We start from the raw sequence: 24,097 nt of genomic DNA, 5'->3' as shown, positions 1-24,097 counted from the left end.
CTCCTGTGGGACAGCGAAAGCTGAAGACCCCGCAGGAACGTCAGTGACGAGGAGGCTGAAGCTGAGCCCACGGAAAGCGAAGTGGCCAGCCCGGTTGAAGAGTATGCATCATTATTCAGTTTAATAAGACTTTGTCTACAGTCTGAGAGGAACTCTTTAACAGAATCCCTCTTTTTTTGTTATATAAATTGGACTCGCTAGTATTGCCTCACTCACCTAAAAAGTTTTCGATAAAGAAATCCAATTGGTATTCGAGTGTGAGCGGGTCGTTAAAGTAAAATTCTTTGGCGTTGGCTTCAAAAATTTGGCCGTTTTTGGCAGCCGGAGTGTTTTTGTAAACATCTGTTTCTTGGAAGGAGTTGTCTTGCGTGCTGTCTTTACTAAAGATTACGTAATCACCCATGTATTCCGGTAATACTTCTTGAGACAACATGTAATAGCCATCTGCTAACGCCATTTCTTCCACTTTTTCAGGCATGTTTAATTTCATTTCTTGATAAAGAATTTCCGTTCCGCGTCCCCAGTTATCTCCAAAAACGTATAATTGCTTATCGAAGTTTTCTATGACTGAAACAGTGGTATCTTGTCCGATTTTCGCACGAATGTCTTCACCCGCTTGTTGTGCACGTTCTTGGAAATCGGTAATCCATTCTTGGGCTTGTTGTTCTTTGTTCAGTAATTTTCCGATTTCAAGATGCTGTTCCAAATAGCTCAAATTACCGTATGTAAATGTCACAGTTGGAGCGATTTGATTTAATTTGTCAATATTATTAATAGTGGACCCACCGATAATCAAGTCTGGATCTAGTTCAATAATTTTTTCAAGGTCTGTATCGGCTACTTCTTCTACATCTTTTAGTTGTTCTTCAAAGCGAGGGTTCATTTTTGACCAAGAATCGACACCGACTAATGGAACGTCCAAAGACATCACGTCTCCGCTATATGTAGATAAAACAATCACGCGTTGTGGATCCGCTGGTACTTCTACCGGGCCATTTTCAGATTCATAAGTAATCGTGTCGGTGCTAGTGTCGCTCGTTTCTTTTGCAGCAGTATCAGAATTACAAGCACTAAGAAGAAGAAGTAAAGTAAATAAAGTGAGAGGTAAAAATAGTTTTTTCATATGGGTTAAACTCCTTTGATTAAGTTATAAGTTGTACACATTGGTTTTTGCGTTCGCGGATCAAGTCCGATTTCTGCATCAATTCGAAAAACTTCTTTCAGGACCGGTTGTGTAATTACGTCATGGCAATTGCCGGCTTTAACGATTTTGCCATCTTTCATCGCAATAATATGGTCTGCAAAACGAGCGGCTTGGTTTAAATCGTGAAGCACCATAATGATGGTTCGTTCTTGCTCTTTGTTGAGTTGTTGCAAAAGCTCCAATATTTCTAGCTGATGTGCCATGTCCAGATAAGTCGTAGGCTCATCTAAAAAAATCATTTCAGTTTCTTGTGCAAGTGCCATTGCAATCCACACACGTTGACGTTGGCCACCGGATAACGCATCGACTGGATGGTATTTAAAAAACTGTGTGCCTGTAACATCGAGTGCCCAATTGATGATGTCATAATCTCTTTTAGACAGACGCCCAAATCCTTTTTGGTAAGGAAAGCGGCCGTAAGAAACGAGTTCACCAACTGTAAGTCCCGCTGCGCTATCAGGTGTTTGCGGAAGAATTGCCATTTTCTTCGCGAGGGATTTTGTGTTTTCTTGTGCAATATTGCCGCCATCTAAAACGACTGTTCCGGATTGATGCGGAATCACACGAGTTATCGCTTTTAAAAGTGTAGATTTCCCACAGCCATTCGAACCGATAATTGTCGTAATCTTTTTATCCGGAATTTCAACAGACAAATCTTTCACAATCAAGCGATCTCCGTAGCTAATATTTAGCTCCTCGGTGAATAAACGCACCATCTCTAAATCCTCCTTTGCTAAATTTTATGTATTTTCATTGATAATGATTATCATTTTCAGTACAATCAATACTATAAAACTTATATTTAAGCTTGTCAATGCAAATTCAAAAGGACAGGAGTTACATAAAAATGGAGAAAAACACACTTTTTGATGTGACAATTATTGGTGGGGGGCCAGCGGGGTTATACTCGGCTTTCTACAGTGGCTTACGAGAAATGAAAACAAAGATTATCGAATTTCAACCACAGTTAGGTGGGAAAATTCATGTTTATCCAGAAAAAATGATTTGGGATGTGGGAGGCCAACCTCCAATTCAAGGCGCGAAATTGATTGATCAGCTAGTAGCACAAGGGCTAACATTCCAGCCAGAAGTGGTATTGAATGAAAAAATAGAAGCGATTGCCAAAAACGAAGAGGGACTTTTTGAATTGAAAGGTTCTTCAGGAAAGGTGCATTTGTCGAAAACAGTGATTGTGGCAGTAGGCGGGGGCATTTTGAACCCTCAAAAGCTCCAAATCGAAGGAGCAGAACGTTTTGAAGTATCCAATTTAAATTACACCGTAAAATCTTTAGAACGCTTTAAAAACAAAACCGTACTCATCTCTGGAGGCGGCAACTCAGCAATCGATTGGGCGAACGAGCTCGAACCTATAGCTAAGCAAGTGTACGTTACGTACCGTAAACCAGAACTCGCAGGGCACGAAGCACAAGTAACGCAGCTGATGAACGGATCTGCCATTTGCTATTTAGAGACCAACATTACGCGCCTGATTGCATCGGACGACCGAGATGCCATTGAATTTGTTGAACTGACCCATCAAGGAACAGGAGAAGTTCAAATTCTCTCCATTGATGAAATGATTATCAATCATGGCTATGAACGAGACATTAGTTTGCTCGGCAACAGTCCTTTAAACATCGACATCGCCGACGACTATTACATTGCAGGAACACCAAGCAGTGAATCTTCTGTTGAAGGTCTTTATGCAGCCGGTGATATTTTACAGCACGAAGCGAAACTGAATTTAATTGCAGGGACATTCCAAGATGCTGCTAACGCCGTCAATAAAGCTAAACAATGGATTCAGCCAGACGCGCGTAAAGTTGCCATGGTGTCTTCGCACAACGAAGTGTTTAAAAAGCGCAACAAAGAGTTAGTCAAGCAACTGTTAGTGTGAGAGAAAGGTACATCCATTTAAAATCTTTAAACTCACCTTTATTTGCAAAAAATGTATGGTAAAGTGTGGAAAAGGGGGATGTGCCATGGGATGGATGATCATAGTGGTCATAGCGTATTTGCCAATATTTTATCGAATTCATAAACGCCTAAATTTTCTTGAGAGTGAAGTAGCTAGGTTGAAAAAAGAGCAGTAAAATATGAAAACGCCTAACCTAAAGGTTAAGCGTTTTTTTGCGGAGCAGTTATTTATAACCCAATGCAACTGCATCAGCACGTTCTTTTTTGCCATGCAATACATAATAAAGAATAGAAGTAGCAAGCACGACAAAACCTAAAATTCCATAAAGTGAGGAATACCCGATCATTGGAATGATAAAGCCAAGAAAATAAGGTCCAAAACCTAGTCCGGCATCCATCGCGATGAAAAATGTCGATGTCGCAAGACCCATGCGGTGAGTTGGCGTTAACTTTATCGCTACAGCTTGAGTCGTCGACTGCATGTTACCGAACCCAAATCCAATTAATGCACCTGCTACTAATAAGCCAGCACTACTGCTAGATACATTCAACAAAAACAATCCCGCTGCAAAAAGCACAAATGCTGGGTACATAATAAAGTTGGCACCTTTTAAATCCATCAGTCGCCCTGTAAAGGGACGAGATAGTAAAATGGCAATTGCATAAACCAAGAAAAAGTAACTAGCAGCTTGAACAAGGTTTTCCTCCATCGCATAAAAATTGATAAACGACAAAACGCTTGAATAACAAAGTGCAATCACTAAACAAACAATGGCAATAGGTACAGCTTTTGGTTCGACAAAACTTGAAAATTTAAACCCTTTCGTAACGTAAGCGTTTGGGGGTGCCTCTACCGGCGGTACATATACTAACAAAGAAACCACGAAAGTGACTACACCAAGAGCTAAACAAACAGTAAAGATCATTTCATAACTGCTGTATTGACTCAACATTAAGCCAATAAACGGACCAAATGCCGCTGCCAAAGTTGAGCTCATGCTAAAATAGCCAATGCCTTCACCTTTACGGGTCATAGGGATAATTTGCGCCACAATGGTTCCAGCAGCAGTACTGGCCATTCCTAAAGTCATGCCATGAAGAAAGCGATTAGCCATTAAAAAGGGAAGTCCAAAATTCAAAAAGTAGAAAAACGTTGTTAACGTAAATAAAGCCGTACCGATAATTAATGTTTTTTTGCGACCAATTTTATCAATGCTACGACCGATGAAAATCCGGCCAGTCAATGCACCTAAGATGAATATGCCAGTAACTAATCCGGCTTGACTCGTTGAAGCACCGTATTCAGTTACCGCGTAAACAGCAATCGTTACCATCAATAGGTAAAAAATGAGGACCAAAAAGAAATTTACCAATGAAGTAAGGATAAAATCTCTTGTCCATAAAGCGGGCTTTAATTTGCTCATAATAGGGACTCCTTGTTAAGAGATAATAGTCAGGTAGTATGAAAAATCAAAAAATAAACAGATAGCCTCAATTAGGCCATCTGTCTATTTCACTTAGCTTGAAGTGGTAGCTTCAATAAGTCCGACAACTTTTGTAATAACGAGCTCACTGCCTAGCATCGGGGATTCTTTTTTCGGTTCATTATCGTCGCCACTAGCTTCAGGGCGTTTATGAGCTTGTTTAAACGCATCGCTCGTTTTCCAAGCTTCGAAATTTTCGAGCGTTTCCCAATACATATTAACGTTTAGCTCATCGTATTCTGTCAAGTTTTGTGTGATCGCGACTTCCACTTTGATAAAGCCTTCCAGTTGTTGCAACGGGCCTGGGCGTGAAAAATTAGGCGCCATTTTTTCTGCAAATCCGGGTTTCATTTTAATGCGATTCGATACGATATACATGAAAAAGCGCTCCTTCTTACGTGTATTTGACGTGCTAACTATTGTTTACTTTATCACAGTCACCGAACGAACGAGTCACGCAAGCCATCAAAAACTTTTACTATTTTCCAAATGCACCGTGCAATTATACAATGAACAATCCCATTTGTTTTCAGCGTTCGTCAAAATCGTAATAGATGTGTTGTCTAAAGACGTTTTTGTAAATTTGTCAGGTATTAGTTTTTTTAACGTCAAGCCAATCAATCCACCATGACTCACAAGCAAGACACGTTCGCCTTTGAAATGGGCTAACACGTCTTCAACTAAAGAGAGGCCTCTGTCTGCTGCATCATCCAAATTTTCCATATCTAAGTCGAGGCTACGCCAATCGGCTCCCCATTTTTCAATGCGTTCTTGTTCTGTAGTGCCCTCGATTTTACCGCCGTTTCTTTCACGCAGCCGGATATCAAAATGGCTGACAGGTAAATTGAGTTTTTTGCCAATGATCTCCGCCGTTTCTTTTGCTCGTGCCAAATCACTTGAGATAATTCGGTCCCACTTGTCTTCTTGAGCTAAGCGTTCTGCAAGTGCTTCTGCCTGCTGTAGTCCTGTATCGTTAAGTGAAACGTCCGCAGACCCTTGTGCGATGCCTTGTATATTCCAATCCGTGATGCCGTGTCGTACAAATCCGATTGTTGTCATGAAAGCCATCTCCTTTGCTATACTCCTTTAAAGGATAACGGAAACCGGAAGAGCAGACAAATGTTAATGAAAGCCTAAAAAAATATGTACAGTTACTAGTTTTATGGAGAGAGGGTACCTTATGAAAAAAGTGGCGTACGATAATTATTATGAAAAAGAAAACTATTTTGGAAATCCCTATCCAGGTCTTGTAGCATTTTTTACAACTATCGAAACAAAAGGAACGGTTTTGGATTTAGGCTGTGGGCAAGGTCGGGATGCTTTACCATTAGGCAATCTAGGTTATAAAGTAATCGGCGTCGATCACTCAAGTGTTGGCATTGAACAACTAAATCGACAAGCAAAACTTCAAAAGTTGTCGGTAGAAGGACGTATTGGCAATGTATACGAATATTCGATTTCAGCAGAAATTGATATTGTGTTACTAGATTCCATGCTGCATTTTTATCAAAATGACTTGGCTAAAGAAACGCAGTTTGTGGAGAAAATACTAACAGAGTTAAAAGGGGGAGGCATCTTTGTAAACGGTCTCCTTAAAGGACGACAACGCGAAGACACATTAAAACAAATCATCGAAAATTCGCCATTTGAATGGGACATTTTGCTAGATGATTATACTGAATACAAAGAAGCAAATGCTGAGTTTCATTTGTTTGCGATTAAAAAAAGAAGTTAAAGTCATAGTTAAAACCCCTTAAGACGAGCAATTGCTCATTTTAAGGGGTTTTGATTGTTAAGCTGTTTGTCGTTTCTTTTCATTTTTATCAATGAGAGTAGTGCCGACTAAGTCTCCTGTAACGTTAAGCCCTGTGGCACCCATTCCGACTAAAGCATCAATAGCAGTCAGCAATGCGACCGCTTCGATCGGTAAGCCTAATTGAACAAATACCGTTGCAATCATCACAATACCAGCACCCGGAACACCAGCAGTGCCGACCGATGCAAGTGTACCAACCAGAACGACCATCAGCATTTCAGAAATACTTAATGGATCTCCAACGAGATTGGCTGCGAAAACCGCTGAAACGGCAATCCGTATTGCTGCACCATCCATATTGATTGTGGCGCCGAGCGGCAAACTAAAACCATATAAACTTTTGGATAGCCCTAAATTTTTCGCAGCATTCAACGTTAATGGCAACGTACCCGAACTACTTTGCGTGACAAATGCCGTTAACATAGGCGTGCGTGCTTGTTTAAAGAAATCCAGTGGGTTTATTTTGAATGCCAATAAGAGCAATACATACAACACAATTTGAACAATCAGTGCAACGTATAATACTACGACCATCTCGCCTAAAGAGAATAGCGTATCTAACCCTTGATTTCCAACGGTTTTAGCCATAATCGCAAAAATTCCGATTGGGACATATTGAAGCACCGCTTTTAAGACGAGCAACGTCATTTCATTTAATGCATTTACGGTTTTGTATAAATGCTCGCCTAAGCTCCCAAGTTCAGTCGAATTACGCATATAAGATAACGCAATGCCGAAAGCAAAAGCGATAAAAATAATGCCGAGTAAATTGAGTTCAGTAAACGCTGTGAAAATATTAGAAGGGACAATGTTCAACAACACACTGACGATGCCTGGGTTTTCCGGTACGTCAAAAGTTTCATTGCCTTGCATTTGCATCCCTAAGCCGGGTTTTAATAAGCTAGCTACTGTAAGACCTACAATAATGGCAAAAGCAGAACTCAGCGTGTAGTAGATAAACACTTTTCCACCCATTCGTCCAAGGTCACCGATAGAGGATTGATTAATCCCAACCATCATCGTGAATAAGATTAAAGGAATGATTAAGAAGGTTAGTAATTTCAGCAACAAGTCACCTAGAGGTGCCAAAACAGCTGCTTGTTCTCCGAATATTAACCCAACGGCAACGCCGAGTATAAGTGCAATCGTAATTTTAAGAATCAATGAAGCATTTAAATACTTCGTCCATATGACTTTCATAACGTACCTCTCATTTCTTTAAAAGTTAAATCCCTATAAAGTCTATCGGAATTCATCTTATTAACTTATCTCAAGGGGATGGGGGTGTCAATGCATCTGCTTATTTATATGAAAAAACCGGTTCCTGAAGAAAAAGGAACGGACTCAGACCGTAGACAAAGTCTATTGAAAATTTATAGTTGTGTATAACCACAACCGTTCTGGCCACTGCGCTTTCCATGGGCTCAGCTTCAGCCTCCTCGTCACTTGCGTTCCTGCGGGGTCTTCAGCTTTCGCTGTCCCATAGGAGTCTTCGTGGCCAGAACGGTTGTTAGCATATAGCTCTAATTAGAGAGAGTAACCAGCGAATTTATTTCAAGAGGATTAACGAGTAATCACACAAGGATCCGGAGCATAATGCGGCGAAGGGCAAAGAATATGCTCCTGCATCGCTGCGCTAGCTTCGTCGCAAAGCCACTGCCCGAAGTCCCTTCGGTCACTGACTTTCCTGCGGAAAAACGGAGTGATGAGACCCCGCAGGAGCTTGCGACGAGGAGGCTCAGCGCTTCGTCCGCGGAAAGCGTCCGCATGGAGCGAAGGATCCAGTATATAGGTTAAGATGAATATTCATTCGTTAACTAATATAATAATTCTTTCGTCTACAAGCTGAACCCGTTCCTGAAGAAAAAGGAACGGGTTTTTAAGGTTACAGACGTCTATGCGACATGGCTTCGCGCATATCTTGAAGTGCTTTTTTTCCATCATCGCCACGAAGAATCATTAAATTGGTATAAAGCGCATCGATTAAACTCAATTGCGCAATTCGGGAAGAAAGAGCTTCTGAACGGAAGTCGGTTTCTTCGGAAACGGTATAAAGAGCGATATCCGCTTCTTTAGACAACGGCGACTTAGCAAAATTAGTCACAGAGATAATGGTTACACCTTTTTCTTTTAATACACGGAGCACATCGAGTACTTCAGTCGTTGAACCCGAATGGGAAATGACAATTGCCACATCATCCGATTGAAGTTGAGAAGCGGCCATAAGTTGCATATGGGAATCCAAATTCATCGAAACGTGAAGCCCTAGACGAACAAACTTATGGTACCCATCCATCGCAACCATCGCAGATCCGCCATTGCCGTAAAAATCGATTTTTCGAGCGTTCATTAACTTTTGAGTAGCTTGTTCCATCGCTTCAGCATCGACAATTTGTAACGTGTCTTCCAAGGTTTTGATATTGGAGCGGAAAACTTTTTCAGTAACTGCATTAATGCTGTCGCCTTCTTCGATTTTTTCATGAATGTCTTTTAAAGGAGCGACAACTTCTGCGGCAAGTGAAATTTTAAAAGCTTGGAATCCTTTAAAGCCAATGCGCTGGCAAAAGCGAAAAACAGTGGATTCCGCGAGTCCTAATTCATCCGCAATTTGATTGATCGTCAAATGAATAATATTCTTTGGGTCATTTAATACATAATCGGCAATCTTTTTTTCTTTTTCACTAAAATGGCGGTAACTACCGCGTATGGCAGCCAGCGCAAATTGCTGTTGTTTCATGAGCCGTGCCTCATTTCTTTAAAAATATCTGTCTATTATAGAATAACATGTTGCGTACGGAAAAATATTTGATACAATGAATTAAATAAAGAAAAATATTCTTTTTTAGAAAGGGAGGCTTTTCAATGGAAATTGGAATTATCGGTTTAGGAAAAATGGGATTAAACTTGGCACTGAATTTAATCGATCATAATCACGAAGTCATCGGCTATGACAGTCATGCAGTAGTTGAAGAAAGCAATCTTAACCAAGTTTCTTCTATAGAGGCCATGGTGAAAGAACTAAAAGCACCGCGTACGCTGTGGTTAATGGTACCCGCTGGAGAAATTACAGAATCTGTTATTCAAGGATTGATTCCGCTACTCGAAGAAGGGGATTCCATTATTGATGGTGGAAACTCTAACTACAAAGACACTGTACGTCGTGCAGCAAACTTAAAAGAGCACGGAATTTTCTTCTTTGATTGTGGAACAAGTGGCGGAACAGAAGGCGCGCGTCACGGAATTTGTTCGATGATTGGTGGTGACGCTGAGAAATTCAAAACGATCGAACCACTTTTGAAAGACATTTCTGTACAAGATGGATATTTATATACCGGTGAAGCCGGAAGTGGTCACTTCTTGAAAATGATTCATAACGGAATTGAATACGGCATGATGCAATCCATTGCAGAAGGCTTTGACATTCTCAACAAAAGTCCATTTGGTTATGACTTTGAAAAAGTAGCTGACGTTTGGAACAATGGCTCGATCATCAGCTCGTACTTAATGGAAATGACCAAAAATGCATTTTCAAAAGACGCTAAACTAGAAGGCATCAAAGGGGTGATGAACTCTTCTGGAGAAGGCAAGTGGACAGTAGAAACAGCGCTTGATTTGAACGTGCCGGCGCCAGTGATTACCTTGTCGCTAATGATGCGTTACCGTTCGTTAGAAGAAGACACATTCGCAGGAAAAGTCGTCGCAGCTCAGCGCAACGAATTTGGCGGCCATGCGGTAGAGAAAAAGTAAGTGAATGTAGTTTAAAAGTACGAAGAAGTCGCAACCAGTCCGGTATTGCTGGTTGCGACATATCCAAATGAAACAAGATCAACTATAAATGTGTTGCACACCAAGGGGGAAAAAATATGTCAGGTTCAATGTTGATTATGGTAGCGCTTGCAGGTATATTTTTATTGTTATTCTTAGTTATTCGCACGAAATTACATGCTTTTGTGGCCTTATTATTGGTTAGTTTACTTGTCGGGATTGCTGCGGGTATGCCGCTGAATGAAGTAATCGCATCTATTCAAAGTGGTATGGGGGGCACACTTGGATTTGTTGCGGTAGTAGTTGGACTTGGTGCGATGTTCGGAAAAATGCTTGAAGTGTCCGGTGGTGCAGAACGTTTAGCCGCTACGATGATTGCTAAATTTGGGGAAGACAAAGCACAATGGGCGTTAGGGATTACTGGATTTATCGTAGCGATTCCTGTATTTTTTGATGTTGGTTTTATTATTTTAGTGCCGATTGTGTACGGATTGGCTAGAAAAACAGGGAAGTCGCTTTTGCATTACGGGATTCCTTTACTCGCGGGTCTTGCGGTTACGCATAGTTTTATTCCACCAACGCCTGGACCCATTGCGGTTGCAGAATTAGTTGGCGCAGAACTTGGCTGGGTTATTTTATTCGGTGTGCTTGCCGGGATTCCCGCAATGATTTTGGCTGGACCTGTATTTGGACGTTTTATCGGCAAAAAGCTACATATTGAAATTCCAGATTACATGGAACTTGAAAAGAAAGAATACGATAAAGACCTGCCAAGCTTTGGCATGATCACGTCATTGATTTTGATTCCGCTTGTGTTGATCTTATTGAATACTTTATCCGGTGTGTTGCTAGAAGAAGGCAACACGGTACGTGAAATTTTAACGTTCCTTGGTCATCCGTTTGTTGCGTTGACAATTGCAACATTGCTGACGTTTTATTTGTTGGGGACAAAGCGTGGGTATTCGCGCCAAGAAGTACAAGATATTGCGACGAAAGCGCTTGAACCTGCAGGTATTATCATTTTAGTAACGGGTGCAGGTGGTGTTTTCAAGCAAGTATTAATTGACTCAGGTGTTGGTGCAGTACTCGGTGATATGATGGGCGACTCGGCGTTACCGCCAATCGTCTTGGCATTTTTGATCGCTTCGGCCGTACGTGTAGCACAAGGGTCTGCAACTGTGGCGATGGTAACGGCTGCTGGTTTGATCACGCCACTTCTTGAAATGGTGGGCATGACAGGACCTGCACTAGGATTAATCGTTATCGCGATTGCTTCCGGCGCGACCGTCTTATCACACGTTAACGACTCAGGCTTCTGGTTAGTTAACCGTTATTTCGGTATGGATGTAAAAGATACATTAAAGTCATGGACGGTTATGGAAACCATTATCGGGTTAACCGGTTTCGTGGTAGTGTTGATCATAAGCTTTTTTATCTAATGAAACAGGAAAGGAAAAAGGAGCTACTGCCTTTTTCTTTTTCTTGTATATAGAGGAGGATTTTTATGCCTGAGCAGTCGTATTATTTAGGCGTCGATATTGGGACGACGTCTACAAAAGCAGTGTTGTTTGATCGAGCGGGGAAAGTCATCGCAGGAGATACCGTGTTTTACGCATTAGATACTCCCAATCCATTAATAGCTGAACAAGATCCAGAAGAAATTTTTCGCGCGGTGTTAACTTCGGTCCGAAAAACCATCCGTAAAAGTGAAATAGATACAAAGCAACTAAAGTTGGTGTCGTTTAGTTCAGCGATGCATAGCCTCATTGCCGTAGATGCGGCGGGAGGCTTATTGACGCAAAGCATCACATGGGCAGATACGAGAAGTTCAAAACATGCCAAATACATTAAAGAACGGCTGAACGGACACGAAATTTACTTGCGTACCGGCACTCCGATTCATGCCATGTCGCCACTCGCAAAACTACTTTGGCTAAAAGATGAAAAGCCGGAAATTTGTGAGCAGTCGGCGAAGTTTATTGGCATAAAAGAATTTGTCTTTCATGAACTATTTGGAACGTACATTGTGGATCATTCCATTGCTTCAGCAACAGGACTTTTCAATCTGGAGCAACTAGATTGGGACAAAGAAGCTTTAGGTGTGGCAGGCATTACGCCAGCACAGTTGTCTCATCCGGTTCCGACTACGCATCAACTAACCGGACTGGTGACAGAACATGCTGTCTTTATGGGCATTCCTGAAAACGTGCCATTTATTATCGGGGCGAGTGACGGCGTGTTAGCTAATCTAGGCGTAGATGCTATCGAACCGGGTGTTTTGGCAGTTACAATCGGCACAAGCGGCGCCATTCGAACAGTGACGACTGAGCCAAAGACGGATCCAAAAGGACGGACATTTTGCTATGCGTTGACAGAAAATCATTGGGTAGTCGGTGGACCTGTTAATAACGGCGGCATTATATTGCGCTGGCTGCGCGATGAATTTGCTTCGTCTGAAGTGGAAACCGCGAAACGACTTGGTATAGATTCTTACGACGTTCTCACGAAAATCGCTGAAACGGTGAATCCCGGAGCGGACGGCTTACTGTTCCATCCGTATTTAACAGGTGAACGTGCACCGCTTTGGGACGCCAACGCACGCGGCTCATTTTTCGGCTTAAGCATTCATCATAAAAAGCAGCATATGATTCGATCTGTGCTAGAAGGCATTGTTTTTAATTTGTATACGGTGCTGCTAGCAGTCGAAGAATTGACCGGCGAACCGGTACGCATTCAAGCGTCAGGTGGTTTTGCACGATCGGATATGTGGCGTCAATTGCTGGCTGATGTTTTCGACAAACCAGTCGTCATTCCAGAAAGCTTTGAAAGTTCATGCCTTGGCGCCGTGGTGCTAGGCATGTACGCAATTGGCGAAATTGACGATTTTAGCATCGTCTCTGAAATGATTGGCCAAACGCATACGCATGAGCCAGAAAAAGAAGCGGCGGGCATTTACCGAGAACTTTTGCCGATTTATATCCGCTTATCGCGTCTTTTGACAGAAGAGTACGAAAGCATTGCCGATTTTCAACGGAAACATTTAGAGTAGTAACCGCATCCTGAACCAGTTTCGCTGGTTTGGGGTGTTTTTTTGTTTTAGCTACGCTTATGCGCGATCTTTCGGAAATATGCGCGGTGGGAAGGGTGATACGCGCGGTTGAGAGGATATATGCGCGGACGCAGGAGGAATACGCGCGGTAAAAAGAAAATACGCGCGCTCCAGCAAATTCACTCGCGAAATAGAGTGAAATGTCAGATAATATCTATAATTTTCCAATCAATCATGCTACGATAAAGCGAAAAGATTTGATCACGTTAGCGTTCACACATTCCGCTTATGGGCGGAGATATTTCAGTGCGATTGATTGTTTTATGAAAATAGAGGAAGTAAAAGGAGGTTCAACAAGTGCTCTTTGATGGAATAGCGTATCAAATTTTTCTGTTTGCACTTGGTAGTGGATCAAGTATTTATTTAATGAATTTATTTCTGAGAAAAATTTTAGGGGTTGAGAAAAAGAAAGCTAAGCCAATCAACGATCTTCATAAAAAGTGGGAAAACAGATTAAGTATAGGGTCGGCAATTCTTATTTTTTGCATGTCGATGGCAGTAATTAAGTACGGACCTACAGCTAGCCTAATTATATTCGGACTAACTGTTGTAATGGGAGTTGCGCAAGTTATGCTGCGAGCAGGGTTTGAAAAGAAGCATGCTGAAAACCCAAATGATTATTTGTTCACCATTTTAGAAGCGTTAACAAACGTTACGATTTTGATGATTTTTGGCTTTAGTTTATTTCCAGACTTTATTACGTTTATGCTCAATATATATTGAAAATATGCGAAACGCGCAAAACTAGGAGGCTAGTTATGCGTGTTTTTTGTTGGTCGGGGAATTTATGCACGTTTCGGCGAGAATACGCGCGGTGCAGAGAAAATACGCGCGGTCTGCAAGGCGATATGCACGTTCCAGAGAAAATACGTACATTCCACAGACTTTGTTTGCGGAATAAATAAAACTGTCAGAAAATATCTATAATTTCCCAAACCGTCATGATACGATAAAAGAAATTACGAAGTCATTCACGATCAAAGGGGATGATGTAGATGGATCTTGATGTGATGAGGGTGAAAGACAGTATCCTTATGCTAGTTGGAGATGGAATTTCAGAAAGTGAAATGGCATTCCGCTTTATTCTTTTTATTGGTGGTAGCATAGTGAGTATTTTTTTAGTGGATATGTTACTTAGAAAAATTCTAGGAGTCGAAAAAAAGAAATCTGTAAAAGATAGCCACTTCAACGATTTACACAAAAAATGGGACGAAATTGTAAGTACAGGCTCAGGGATTGCAGTGTTAATTTTAACACTTATTATTATTGGACTAGATTTTACTGTCAATGAGTATCTTTTTATACTAATTGCCATCATCACAATAATCCCGATATTGGTTCAGGTAGGGTTCGAGAAAAAGTATGCAAAAAACCCAAATGAATACTTGCTCACAATACTAGGGATGGCAATAACTGTTGTGATCATGGGAACATTGCTTTTTATTTTATCACCAGGATTTTAAGTGAAATTAAGGAGGTAACAACATGGGCGATATTATTGGAACAATTTTTATTGTGGCATTTGCATTTAGCTGAATTCGTCAAATCCGTTTAAATTTAGAAAAGCAGATTGAACAAAATAATAAAATCATCGCATTATTAAAAGAAAGTAGAGGGAATACGAGTGACTAACCAAGAAGCGGTATTGATCCGCCCTTACCAGGATAAGGATTTCCCAACAATTAATGAATTGAACAAACAACAAGGCTGGAACAACCTTGTAGAAAAGCAGCAAGAGACAAAACAGGCTTGGGCCAACTCTACAGTAGCGGTAGTTGCCGTGAAGGATGGACAAGTAATCGGCTGCTTAAGAGGCTTAACCGATGGATTTATTACTTTATATGTGTGCGAATTATTGGTCAGTCCAGCACATCGGAAATTAGGAATAGGGAAAAAATTAATACGTCATGTTCACCATCAATACCCGAAAACACGCATAGAACTGTTAGCTAGCGGTACGTCACGCAGTTTCTACGAAACACAAAAATACCGCCCTTTTTATGGCTTTCGCAAAACGATAGAAGAATAAAGGTGTTTCACGTGAAACGTTTTAAGTAGAGGGGGGTTCTTCAATGAAAGGTGAACAAGTGTATATTCGTTTTTTTCAACATGGAGATGCTGAACAAAAACTAAAGCTAGAAGTTGAAAATCGAGATTTTTTTGAAGAGTATTCCGTAACGCGTTATTCGGATTTTTATACGCTTGCTATGCAACGGGAATTAATCGAAATCTATACCGAGCAACAAGAAGATGATCAATCGTATAGCTTTGGGATTTTTGAAAACAACACGGATGTACTGGTTGGCACAATTAGCTTGGTCCAAGTGATGAGAGGACCTTTGCAAAGTGCGATTCTTGGATATGCACTGGATAAAAAACATAACGGCAAAGGTTATATGACAGAAGCGATAAAGTTAGTTGTGGCGTACGCTTTTAAAAAGTTGGCGTTACACCGAATTGAAGCAGGTGTTATGCCTGGTCATATGGCTTCTATCCGAGTATTAGAAAAAGCTGGGTTTCATCAAGAAGGCATCGCCATTAAAAACGTTGAAATCAATGGGAAATGGCAAGATCACCAAATAATGGCTATCATCAATCCGCGAGATGATTAAAGTGTAGAAAAGCCGCAAAGAAAGGGTTGGTTGCATGCGTCTTCAGTCTGACAGACTCCAATTCCGAGTATATACAGACGAAGATTTTGATTTTTTATGGTCACTATTAGCTGATCCGGAAATAGTTCGCTATATTGGCAAAGGCGAGACGAGAGATAGAAGTAAAGCGCTCGAGTTTCTTTATTGGATTTATCGCTCTTACAAGGAAACCCCAGGAAGAGGACTTTTATTACTAATTCGAAAAGAAGATGGTAAAAAAATTGGCCATGCTGGACTTGTCACTCAAACCATTGAAGGTAGAGAAGAATTAGAAATTGGCTACTGGGTGGCTAAAGAATATTGGGGACAAGGCTATGCTAAAGAAGCAGCGGCAGCTCTACAATGTTACGGACTACAGCAACTCGGAAAAAAGCGGTTTATTTCCTTGATTCAAGAAAATAACATGGCTTCACAAAAAGTAGCAGAACATATTGGGATGACCATAGAAAAAGAGATTTCCCTACATGGAAAAAACGTTTATATTTACGCAGTAGAAGAGGAGAAGAGAGATGGAATTTCCGGTATTGGAAACAGAAAGATTGATATTAAATAAAATCGAAGAAAAAGATGCAGCACAATTTTTCGACGTCATGTCGCGTGATACAGTAACCGTATATTACGGAATGGATAGTTTGACTTACCAAGAAGAAGCGGTTGAAATGATTCGTTCGTTCGAAGCGGTGTGGAGCGCCAAACGAGGGATACGCTGGGCGATTCGCTTGAAAGAAACGGATGGATTTATTGGAACGATTGGGTTAAACAACTTGAATGTAAAAGCAAAAAAAGCGGAAGTTGGATACGAACTGCACCCAGACTTTTGGCATCAATATTACACGCAAGAAGCGAATCGCGCCGTATTAACTTACGCTTTTTCTGAACTAGGTTTATATCGCATGGGAGCAGTCACTTTCCCGGAAAATATTTCGTCGAACCGATTATTGGAAAAGCTCGGATTTACATTAGAAGGTCGCCTCCGTGGTTATTTGCATCAGCGAAATCAGTCCCACGATGCGTACGTTTTTTCTTTACTGAAACCAGAATGGCAGAAAAATCTAATGTGAATCGTTAATCATCGCATTCAGTAGTGGCATCATCGTTTTGCGCTCTGCAACGTGGTTATCGATCCAATTTGCTTCTTTAGCAATCAGTTGACGGAGTCGAGATGCAGCTTGTGCATGGTTTTCAGGAGTCATTAAGTTGGAACTAGACTCGATTTCTGAAAAAATGATGTCTGGTAGTGAGTGACTGATAGTTTTTAATCCTAGTTGAGCCCGATGAGGCGCATATCGGTACAGTAAAACCCGTGCCAAATGCTCAAGTACATAAGATAACATTTTCACGGCCCATACGTCATTGCCTCTGCCTCTCGCTTTGCGGTATTGAAATAAAAACCAAGCAACGTCAATAACATGGTCTGTATATTCTTCTTTACTCAGCTCAAGGTTTTGCGATGCAACAAATTGATCGAGCAAATTTTCTGGATCATGCACCACTTTGAAAAAATCCTTTGTGGTAAATGATTCAACCGTTACCGTAAACAAGTCGATATGCAACAAATTATCAAAAACCACAATCAATTGAGGCGCAATAATGAAGATATCGTCTTGAAACAGCACCGGTCGATACGCTTCAAGGTGAGCAAGTCGTTCTTTCAAAAACAATTCTTCATGTTCTGAGTCCACTAAGCAATACAGATCAATATCCGAATGTTCATCGTGTTCATTTCTACCCATGGAACCTTTTAGAAAAACGGCGCGCACATATGGGCTTTTTATTAAGCTCTCCGTAATTTGTTGTACGGCAATTTCTTGCGTAAGCATAAGCAATTCCTCCAATGACTGAATTTTTTTATTATAGCAGAAGAGGATAAAAGTTCCAATTCTAAAAAAAGAGGTGTTTTACATGCGACAAATTATCGCGATGGGCGGCGGTGGATTCTCTATGGAGCCAGACAACCCGCTAATCGATCAATACATATTAAAACAAGCAAACAAAACTCGACCAAAAATCTGTTTTATTCCAACAGCAAGTGGAGATGCAGATAGTTATATTGAAAAATTTTATAACTTTTTCAATCAGCAAGACTGTGAACCGAGTCATTTGTCTTTATTCAAACCACATACACGAAACTTAGAGGCGTTTGTATTACAACAAGACATTATTTATGTGGGTGGCGGCAACACCAAAAATTTATTGGTGCTTTGGAAAGAATGGGGATTGGATCAACTATTGAAAACTGCGTGGGATCAAGGAATTGTTTTAGCGGGTCTTAGCGCAGGTTCGATTTGCTGGTATGAACAAGGTGTTACCGATTCTTATGGCGACAAACTCGAACCACTCGAGGCGCTCGGGTTTTTACTGGGCAGTCATTGTCCGCATTACGATGGCGAGGCAGAAAGAAGACCGACCTATCGTCAATTTGTGGAGCAAGGAACGCTCCAACCAGGCATTGCCGCAGATGACGGAGCAGCAGTCCATTATATCGACCAAGACATTAAAAAGGTAGTTAGCTCAAGACTAGCAGCTAAAGCGTACCGCGTATTTAAAGGCGGAGAAGAGGAATTGGTGGTTGAGTATTTGGGGGAGTGAAATGTTACAATAGCTTATTTTGGTAACATCGGTATATGCCAAGACTCAAACCATGTCCCAATCCCTTCACTTCTGCTATAGTGAAATTAAGGGCAGTATCCTTGCTGAACTGCACCCGTAAAAATTACCCTACAATCGCATAGTTCTGCCTTGATCATAAATCGACAGGGACGGAGAAAACCTACAATAAACTTCCTGCCCGTCTGTCCAAAATTGGAAAGATGGGCTTTATTTTTGGTTTTCCTCCCAAAAGGAGAGAGAAAAAATGAAGAATACCGCTTCACTGATCAAAATGAAAACACAAAATGAAAAAATCGCCATGCTGACGGCTTATGATTACCCATCAGCCAAGCTTGCTGAAGAAGCCGGCGTGGATGTCATTTTAGTCGGCGATTCTCTTGGAATGGTCGTTCTCGGCTATGATTCCACTGTGAAAGTAACCGTAGACGACATGATTCATCACGGCAAAGCCGCTCGTCGCGGAGCTCCGGACACATTTTTAGTAGTGGATATGCCGTTTGCATCGTTTCATGGAAGTGCCGAACGAATACTAGATAATGCAGTTCGCATGTTCCAAGAAACCGGAGCGGAAGCATTGAAAGTAGAAGGGGCAGATGAAGTGGTAGACGCCATGAAATTATTGACCCGCACAGGCATTCCGGTTGTGGCGCATTTAGGTTTGCTTCCTCAATCGGCAGGGGTTCTTGGTGGCTACAAAGTGCAAGGCAAAACAGCAGATGCTGCACAAAAACTGATCGACGATGCCCTCGCTTGTGAAGCGGCAGGAGCGTGCATGCTGGTTCTTGAATGCATCCCTTACCAATTAGCTGAGAAAGTAACGGCAGCCCTTATGATACCAGTCATTGGCATTGGTGCTGGCAGTGAAACAGATGGACAAGTACTTGTTTACCACGACACCTTAAAATACGGCTCGCATCATTTGCCGAAATTTGTTCGTTCGTATGCTGAAACAGGCGAGAGTATGAAAAACGGCTTGATTCAGTATGTGAATGAAGTAAAATCAGGCGTATTTCCTGCAGAAGAACATCGCTTCACGATGAAAGAAGAAGAACTGAAGCAATTGTATGGTGGAAAAGAATAAGCACTAAAAAGATAGTACACCCCCAAAGTTAGCAATAAAAACTAACTTTGGGGGTGTTTTGTCGTTAAGTTCTCTACTCTATGTTAGAAAAAATTTCTCGCGGGTATATGAATTTAATAAGGAGCAAAATAGAGGAGGGAGGAGACACGATGAAAGCGAGTATGATAAAGCATTCAGAATGGGCAGATACGAAGTTTACGCTGCATTTAGTCTCTCAGATTTTAGGGAAGATAAAACTAGTCACGGCTCATAAAGAACCTCAATGGGCGCATATCACACTTCCGCTAACGCCAAACGGCTTTACTACGGGTTTGTTATTTGCAGGGGATGACCTTTTGCAACTGGATGTCGATGTCAGAAATAGTTTGATCTCGATAAATGTCAATGGAACAACCGAAGACATCCCGATTGAAACGTCAAAATCGATCAAAGATTATTTTGATGAAATATTTCACAGTTTGCATTCACGAGGGGTCGACGTAACGATAAACCCAAAACCACAGGAAATGGCATACAAAAAGCTATTAAATGAAGACGAGACCCCATTAACGTTCCATCAGCAAGATGCAGTGAGAGGATTAACGCTTTTTCAATTTGTCCTAAATGAGCAGCTGAAATTTTTAGCTCCATTACGATGCCGTAAAGTAAAACCGGCTCTTTTTTGGGGAACGTTCGATGTTTCAGCCATCATTGTAAACGGAATTATGGAAGAGTTTCCGGAAGATAAAGTGATTGAAAAAGCGGCATTTGACGAGCATATGATCGAGTATGGATGTTGGCTAGGCGACGAGAAAACCGATACACCTTCTTTCTTTGTATTGCCCTATCCATTTATCAACAAAGATTTAAATTATCCGAGTGTTAAGCCAGCTGAAGCCTATTACGAAGCAAGTTTGAGCGAATATTTTTTAGATCTTGAAAGCGTGATGAAATCAGACAACCCAAGTGAAACAGTTCAAGCGTTTTTCCGCACGACTTTTGATGTCTTACAGGCGGAATTAGAGTGGGAAGGCTGTTCTCATTACTTTATACCGCTGAAAATGGAGTAGAGGAGGAAATGGAAGATGGAGATTAAAACTGGAGAAAACAAATTTTATATTGGGAATGACTCAGGAGACCCGGATGCAGAGCTTCACTATGAACCAACCGACTCTAAGTTAATAAACATCGATCACACGTATGTGAGTGAGAGCTTACGAGGACAAGGTGTAGGTGAAATGCTTGTGGAGAAAGTAGTAGATTACGCGAGACAAGAAGGCGTCCAAATTACGGCAAGTTGTCCATTTGCCAAAAAAGAACTTTCAAATCGTTCGGAATTTGAAGATGTTTTAGCAACTAAATAAAAACTGTTATAAGTAAAAAAGTAAGGTAGCCAAATAAGTTTGGCTACCTTACTGAGTTAATAAATAGTTGATCAATCTTTTAAAAGGAGTATTTGAATAACTTAAAAAATGTTAAACACTCAAATAGAAAAGAGGATATTTAGAATGATTTCGATCAACCCTAAACAAAATAGTGAGCGAGACAATTACAAATTATTAGTAGGTTCGATTATTCCGCGACCAATTGCGTTTATCACTACTCAATCTGAATCAGGAATAGTAAACGGAGCGCCATTTAGTTATTTCAACATCGTGTCTTCCAATCCGCCAATGGTATCTGTTTCCATACAACGATCGACTGGAAAGTTGAAAGACACTGCTCGAAATATTTATGATACGGGTGAGTTTGTAGTTCATATTGTAGATGATGAAAATGTGGCACAAATCAATGAAACCGCAGCAACTTTGCCACCATCAGAAAGTGAAGTGGAAAAAGTCAATTTAACACTCATTCCTAGTACAGAAATTTCAGTGCCTGGTGTAAAAGAATCGAAAGTGCGTATGGAATGTCGTTTAGTACAAGCCGTTTCGTTAGGAGGGGACGGATCTGGTAGTGATTTGTTTATCGGAGAGGTAATCCAGTTCCACGTAGATGAAAAAATATACGAAAGTGGCCGTATTGACCCTATAGGCTTAGGGGCAGTTAGCCGTTTAGCAGGTGCAAATTATGCGCATATAGGCGAAATTTTTTCAATCGAAAGGCCAAAATAAAAAACCCCCAAATTCTCATTCGAGAATTCGAGAGTTTATCTATTATCGTACGTAAGGAGCAGGATTGACTGCGTTAGAACGTGAGCCGTTCCATGGTCCTACGTGAATTTCAAAGTGAAGGTGTGTGCCAGTAGAACGGCCAGTATTACCCATACCGCCAACTTGTTGGCCTTGTGATACGGGTTGACCTACTGATACATTGATTGAACTCATATGAGCGTAAACGGTAGCATGTGTACGTCCATTAATAGAGTGTGTCAAAATAACAACATTTCCGTATCCACCCATGTTACCAGCGTAAGAAACGATACCGCTAGCTGCAGCAGAAATACGTGTACCAGGTACGTTTGCAATATCCATACCAAGGTGTGATTCTGCGCCTACGCCAATGTCACGTCCGCCATATCCTGATGTAAAGCGTCCAGCTGCAGGAAGAATGAATGTTGAACCGCCTGTAGATGGAGCAGATGATGCTACCGCTTGTACAGGTGCTTTAGATGTAGATGCTTTAGCCGCTGCTGCCGCTGCCGCTTTACGTGCCGCTGCTTCTTTCGCTAAACGAGCCGCTTCAGCTTTACGTGCAATTTCTGCAAGGCGTGCTTGTTCTGCACCAATTTTTTTCTCAAGATCCGCACTGATGTCCAATGTTTCACTATGTTCAGCTTCTAATGAAGACTTTTCTTTTGCTAAACGCGCTTGTTCAGCTTTTAAATCTTCTTCAAGTTGAGCTTGTTCATTTTTCTTAGCAGCTAGTGAATTTTTCAAGTCCACTAGTTCAGCTTTTTTCGCTTCTTGTTCAGCTAGTTTTGTTTCAACTTCAGCTTTTTGTTCAGCAAGAAGTTTTTTGTCAGCTGCTTGTTCACGCATAATTTCACGATCAGCTTCGATTAAGATGTTAACTGCTGAAAAACGGTCAATGAAATCAACAAAGCTATTTGCACCTAGTAGTACATCTATGTAATCTACTGATCCACCACTTAATTGAATTGCACGTGCACGTTCTTTTAATAATTCTTCGCGTTCAGCGATTTTTCTTTCCAATTCTTCAATAGACTTTCTCAGTTCATCGATTTCCACTTTTGTTTGATCGATTTCGGCTTGAGCCACGTCAATTTTATCTTGAGTTTCAATGATTTGGTTATCTAATTCGCTAATTTTTGCGATGATTTTTTCGAGAGTGGTTTGGTTCTGGGAAATTTCACTAGCTTTTTGTTGGATGCCAGCGTTCAATTCGCTTTGCTTTTGTTGAACCTCTTGCTGTTGTTTTTCTAAATCGCTTAATTTATCAGCATTTGCGGAAGGCAAAAACATCGTTAAAGCCAATACAGTTGATAAAGCGACTGTTAAAAATTTTGATGATCTATTCAAAACTATTGCTCCCCTTTCATATATCCGTGACTATCTATCTATGAGTTACTCCGTGACTATTTATAAGTTATCGTAAAATTCTTTACATAAAAAATGGTTTCTCCCGAAACTTTGGTGTCTGTTAGGAAAAATCCAGCAGAATCATTGTAACACCACATAAACCTATTTATTATTACAGTTTCTTATCAATTTCAATGCGTAAATGACAAACTATCAGAAAATAATATTTATATGCTGTTTTTTAATAAAAAATCACTAGAAATCAGATTTTTCTGTAATTATTTATGAGTTTTATTAATTATTTGAGTTGGTGTGAGGAATTTTGTAAGAGGGGAAGCTGCAACAAAGTGAAAATGAAAAAGCCTTTCCCATCTAATTCGGGAAAGGCTTTTGGCTATTCTTCTGCTAATACGTCAGCTTGATCTCTGCGAACAATGAGTACATCGCATTTGGCAGTACGGACAATTCGTTCAGAGACACTGCCCATTACGAATCGTTCAGCCGCATTTAATCCGGTAGCTCCACAAATGATGACATCCACATTTAGCTTGGGGGCGAGTTCTTTTGGAATGGCGATTTTGGGTACGCCGTATTCAATAATGACATTTACGTTTTCAACGCCGGCAGCGAGTGCTTCTTCTTTGTACTTGCCTAATAACTCTTGAGACGTTTTTTTTGTACGATCTGCAATCGTACGGTCGTAAGCTTCAATAGAACCAAATGAGCGGTTATCAATAATATGTGCAAGGTGTAAGGTTGCATTGTTTCGAACGGCAGCAGCTAAACCTTTTTTAAAAGCGAGTTCTGATTCTTTCGAGCCGTCGACTGCTACTAAAATATTAGAGTATTTTAACGTCATTTAGCATTCCTCCTTGTTTCTTATAGTATAAATTCGCCACTGTGGAAGAAAGTTCCTTCTAATGTATCCCTCGGAATCTGCGAATGAACAAATTTATAAATAAGCAATAGAAATTGTTTTACATGAAAACCTTCTATAAT

26 protein-coding genes are annotated in these 24,097 nt (G+C 40.8%); 16 read left to right on the top strand and 10 right to left on the bottom strand.

Annotated elements, in window-relative coordinates; translation table 11 throughout:
- Window positions 1-208 precede the first annotated feature (208 nt).
- On the bottom strand, window positions 209-1,123 hold the full coding sequence (locus tag BCM40_RS15620) for an iron-hydroxamate ABC transporter substrate-binding protein (RefSeq protein WP_065525055.1): 915 nt from the start codon (window positions 1,121-1,123) through the stop codon (window positions 209-211).
- 5 nt (window positions 1,124-1,128) lie between these two features.
- On the bottom strand, window positions 1,129-1,920 hold the full coding sequence (locus tag BCM40_RS15615) for an ABC transporter ATP-binding protein (protein ID WP_065525056.1): 792 nt from the start codon (window positions 1,918-1,920) through the stop codon (window positions 1,129-1,131).
- Between the two features lie 131 nt (window positions 1,921-2,051).
- On the opposite strand from BCM40_RS15615, the gene BCM40_RS15610 reads away from it, so the two are divergent.
- On the top strand, window positions 2,052-3,101 hold the full coding sequence (locus BCM40_RS15610) for an NAD(P)/FAD-dependent oxidoreductase (RefSeq protein ID WP_065525057.1): 1,050 nt from the start codon (window positions 2,052-2,054) through the stop codon (window positions 3,099-3,101).
- 244 nt (window positions 3,102-3,345) lie between these two features.
- Here BCM40_RS15610 and BCM40_RS15605 read toward each other — a convergent pair whose 3' ends face one another.
- The 3 genes from BCM40_RS15605 to BCM40_RS15595 form a co-directional block, all read right to left on the bottom strand.
- Complete coding sequence (locus tag BCM40_RS15605) at window positions 3,346-4,545, bottom strand: MFS transporter (protein WP_065525058.1); 1,200 nt, start codon at window positions 4,543-4,545, stop codon at window positions 3,346-3,348.
- A gap of 93 nt (window positions 4,546-4,638) precedes the next feature.
- Window positions 4,639-4,983, bottom strand: a complete 345-nt coding sequence (locus BCM40_RS15600) for a heme oxygenase (protein ID WP_065525059.1) — start codon at window positions 4,981-4,983, stop codon at window positions 4,639-4,641.
- A gap of 87 nt (window positions 4,984-5,070) precedes the next feature.
- Window positions 5,071-5,664 (bottom strand): histidine phosphatase family protein, encoded by a 594-nt coding sequence (locus BCM40_RS15595; protein WP_065525060.1) that lies wholly within the window; start codon window positions 5,662-5,664, stop codon window positions 5,071-5,073.
- Window positions 5,665-5,785: 121 nt separating this feature from the next.
- Here BCM40_RS15595 and BCM40_RS15590 point away from each other — a divergent pair, with 121 nt between their 5' ends.
- Window positions 5,786-6,340, top strand: a complete 555-nt coding sequence (locus BCM40_RS15590; protein ID WP_065525061.1) for a class I SAM-dependent methyltransferase — start codon at window positions 5,786-5,788, stop codon at window positions 6,338-6,340.
- A gap of 57 nt (window positions 6,341-6,397) precedes the next feature.
- Here BCM40_RS15590 and BCM40_RS15585 read toward each other — a convergent pair whose 3' ends face one another.
- Entirely contained in the window at window positions 6,398-7,621 is a 1,224-nt protein-coding gene (locus tag BCM40_RS15585; RefSeq protein ID WP_065525062.1) for a dicarboxylate/amino acid:cation symporter, read from the bottom strand.
- Window positions 7,622-8,306: 685 nt separating this feature from the next.
- Window positions 8,307-9,158: a MurR/RpiR family transcriptional regulator gene (locus BCM40_RS15580; RefSeq protein WP_065525063.1), complete on the bottom strand. Its 852-nt coding sequence runs from the start codon at window positions 9,156-9,158 to the stop codon at window positions 8,307-8,309.
- Between the two features lie 125 nt (window positions 9,159-9,283).
- Between BCM40_RS15580 and gnd the strand changes: the two genes are divergently transcribed.
- From gnd to BCM40_RS15535, 9 genes are all read left to right on the top strand, one after another.
- A complete protein-coding gene (gnd, locus tag BCM40_RS15575; protein WP_065525064.1) occupies window positions 9,284-10,168 on the top strand; it encodes a phosphogluconate dehydrogenase (NAD(+)-dependent, decarboxylating) in 885 nt (294 codons plus the stop codon).
- Window positions 10,169-10,284: 116 nt separating this feature from the next.
- Window positions 10,285-11,625: a GntT/GntP/DsdX family permease gene (locus BCM40_RS15570; RefSeq protein WP_065525065.1), complete on the top strand. Its 1,341-nt coding sequence runs from the start codon at window positions 10,285-10,287 to the stop codon at window positions 11,623-11,625.
- Between the two features lie 65 nt (window positions 11,626-11,690).
- The gene (gntK, locus tag BCM40_RS15565) at window positions 11,691-13,235 is read left to right on the top strand and encodes a gluconokinase (RefSeq protein ID WP_065525066.1); all 1,545 of its coding nucleotides are present in this window, start codon (window positions 11,691-11,693) and stop codon (window positions 13,233-13,235) included.
- Window positions 13,236-13,592: 357 nt separating this feature from the next.
- Window positions 13,593-14,018: a DUF4181 domain-containing protein gene (locus tag BCM40_RS15560; RefSeq protein WP_065525067.1), complete on the top strand. Its 426-nt coding sequence runs from the start codon at window positions 13,593-13,595 to the stop codon at window positions 14,016-14,018.
- Window positions 14,019-14,290: 272 nt separating this feature from the next.
- On the top strand, window positions 14,291-14,758 hold the full coding sequence (locus BCM40_RS15555) for a DUF4181 domain-containing protein (protein WP_065525068.1): 468 nt from the start codon (window positions 14,291-14,293) through the stop codon (window positions 14,756-14,758).
- Window positions 14,759-14,919: 161 nt separating this feature from the next.
- Complete coding sequence (locus BCM40_RS15550) at window positions 14,920-15,324, top strand: GNAT family N-acetyltransferase (protein WP_065525069.1); 405 nt, start codon at window positions 14,920-14,922, stop codon at window positions 15,322-15,324.
- 43 nt (window positions 15,325-15,367) lie between these two features.
- Window positions 15,368-15,907 carry a GNAT family N-acetyltransferase gene (locus BCM40_RS15545; RefSeq protein ID WP_065525070.1) on the top strand — a complete coding sequence of 180 codons (540 nt, stop codon included), beginning with the start codon at window positions 15,368-15,370 and terminating at the stop codon, window positions 15,905-15,907.
- 34 nt (window positions 15,908-15,941) lie between these two features.
- Window positions 15,942-16,499, top strand: coding sequence for a GNAT family N-acetyltransferase (locus BCM40_RS15540; RefSeq protein WP_065525071.1), 558 nt, complete (start codon window positions 15,942-15,944; stop codon window positions 16,497-16,499).
- On the top strand, window positions 16,456-17,007 hold the full coding sequence (locus BCM40_RS15535; protein WP_065525072.1) for a GNAT family N-acetyltransferase: 552 nt from the start codon (window positions 16,456-16,458) through the stop codon (window positions 17,005-17,007). The genes BCM40_RS15540 and BCM40_RS15535 overlap by 44 nt, the downstream gene beginning before the upstream one ends.
- Here BCM40_RS15535 and BCM40_RS15530 read toward each other — a convergent pair.
- On the bottom strand, window positions 16,999-17,766 hold the full coding sequence (locus BCM40_RS15530; RefSeq protein WP_065525073.1) for a nucleotidyltransferase domain-containing protein: 768 nt from the start codon (window positions 17,764-17,766) through the stop codon (window positions 16,999-17,001). The two genes, BCM40_RS15535 and BCM40_RS15530, sit on opposite strands and share 9 nt — an antisense overlap.
- 82 nt (window positions 17,767-17,848) lie before the next feature.
- On the opposite strand from BCM40_RS15530, the gene BCM40_RS15525 reads away from it, so the two are divergent.
- The 5 genes from BCM40_RS15525 to BCM40_RS15505 all read left to right on the top strand — a co-directional run bounded on the left by BCM40_RS15525 (window position 17,849) and on the right by BCM40_RS15505 (window position 21,730).
- The gene (locus BCM40_RS15525) at window positions 17,849-18,535 is read left to right on the top strand and encodes a Type 1 glutamine amidotransferase-like domain-containing protein (RefSeq protein WP_065525074.1); all 687 of its coding nucleotides are present in this window, start codon (window positions 17,849-17,851) and stop codon (window positions 18,533-18,535) included.
- Window positions 18,536-18,800: 265 nt separating this feature from the next.
- On the top strand, window positions 18,801-19,637 hold the full coding sequence (panB, locus tag BCM40_RS15520; RefSeq protein WP_065525075.1) for a 3-methyl-2-oxobutanoate hydroxymethyltransferase: 837 nt from the start codon (window positions 18,801-18,803) through the stop codon (window positions 19,635-19,637).
- A 149-nt stretch (window positions 19,638-19,786) separates the two neighbouring features.
- Window positions 19,787-20,686 (top strand): DUF5996 family protein, encoded by a 900-nt coding sequence (locus BCM40_RS15515; protein WP_083394549.1) that lies wholly within the window; start codon window positions 19,787-19,789, stop codon window positions 20,684-20,686.
- Between the two features lie 15 nt (window positions 20,687-20,701).
- Window positions 20,702-20,980 carry a GNAT family N-acetyltransferase gene (locus BCM40_RS15510; RefSeq protein WP_065525076.1) on the top strand — a complete coding sequence of 93 codons (279 nt, stop codon included), beginning with the start codon at window positions 20,702-20,704 and terminating at the stop codon, window positions 20,978-20,980.
- 144 nt (window positions 20,981-21,124) lie between these two features.
- Entirely contained in the window at window positions 21,125-21,730 is a 606-nt protein-coding gene (locus tag BCM40_RS15505; protein ID WP_065525077.1) for a flavin reductase family protein, read from the top strand.
- 42 nt (window positions 21,731-21,772) lie between these two features.
- On the opposite strand, the gene BCM40_RS15500 is transcribed toward BCM40_RS15505, so the two are convergent.
- Both BCM40_RS15500 and BCM40_RS15495 read right to left on the bottom strand, forming a co-directional pair.
- Window positions 21,773-23,098 (bottom strand): murein hydrolase activator EnvC family protein, encoded by a 1,326-nt coding sequence (locus tag BCM40_RS15500; protein ID WP_065525078.1) that lies wholly within the window; start codon window positions 23,096-23,098, stop codon window positions 21,773-21,775.
- A gap of 394 nt (window positions 23,099-23,492) precedes the next feature.
- A complete protein-coding gene (locus BCM40_RS15495; RefSeq protein ID WP_065525079.1) occupies window positions 23,493-23,957 on the bottom strand; it encodes a universal stress protein in 465 nt (154 codons plus the stop codon).
- Window positions 23,958-24,097 lie beyond the last annotated feature (140 nt).

This window comes from Planococcus donghaensis (assembly GCF_001687665.2).
In the GTDB taxonomy this organism is placed as follows: domain Bacteria; phylum Bacillota; class Bacilli; order Bacillales_A; family Planococcaceae; genus Planococcus; species Planococcus donghaensis.
This window is presented reverse-complemented; position numbering and strand designations above follow the sequence as displayed.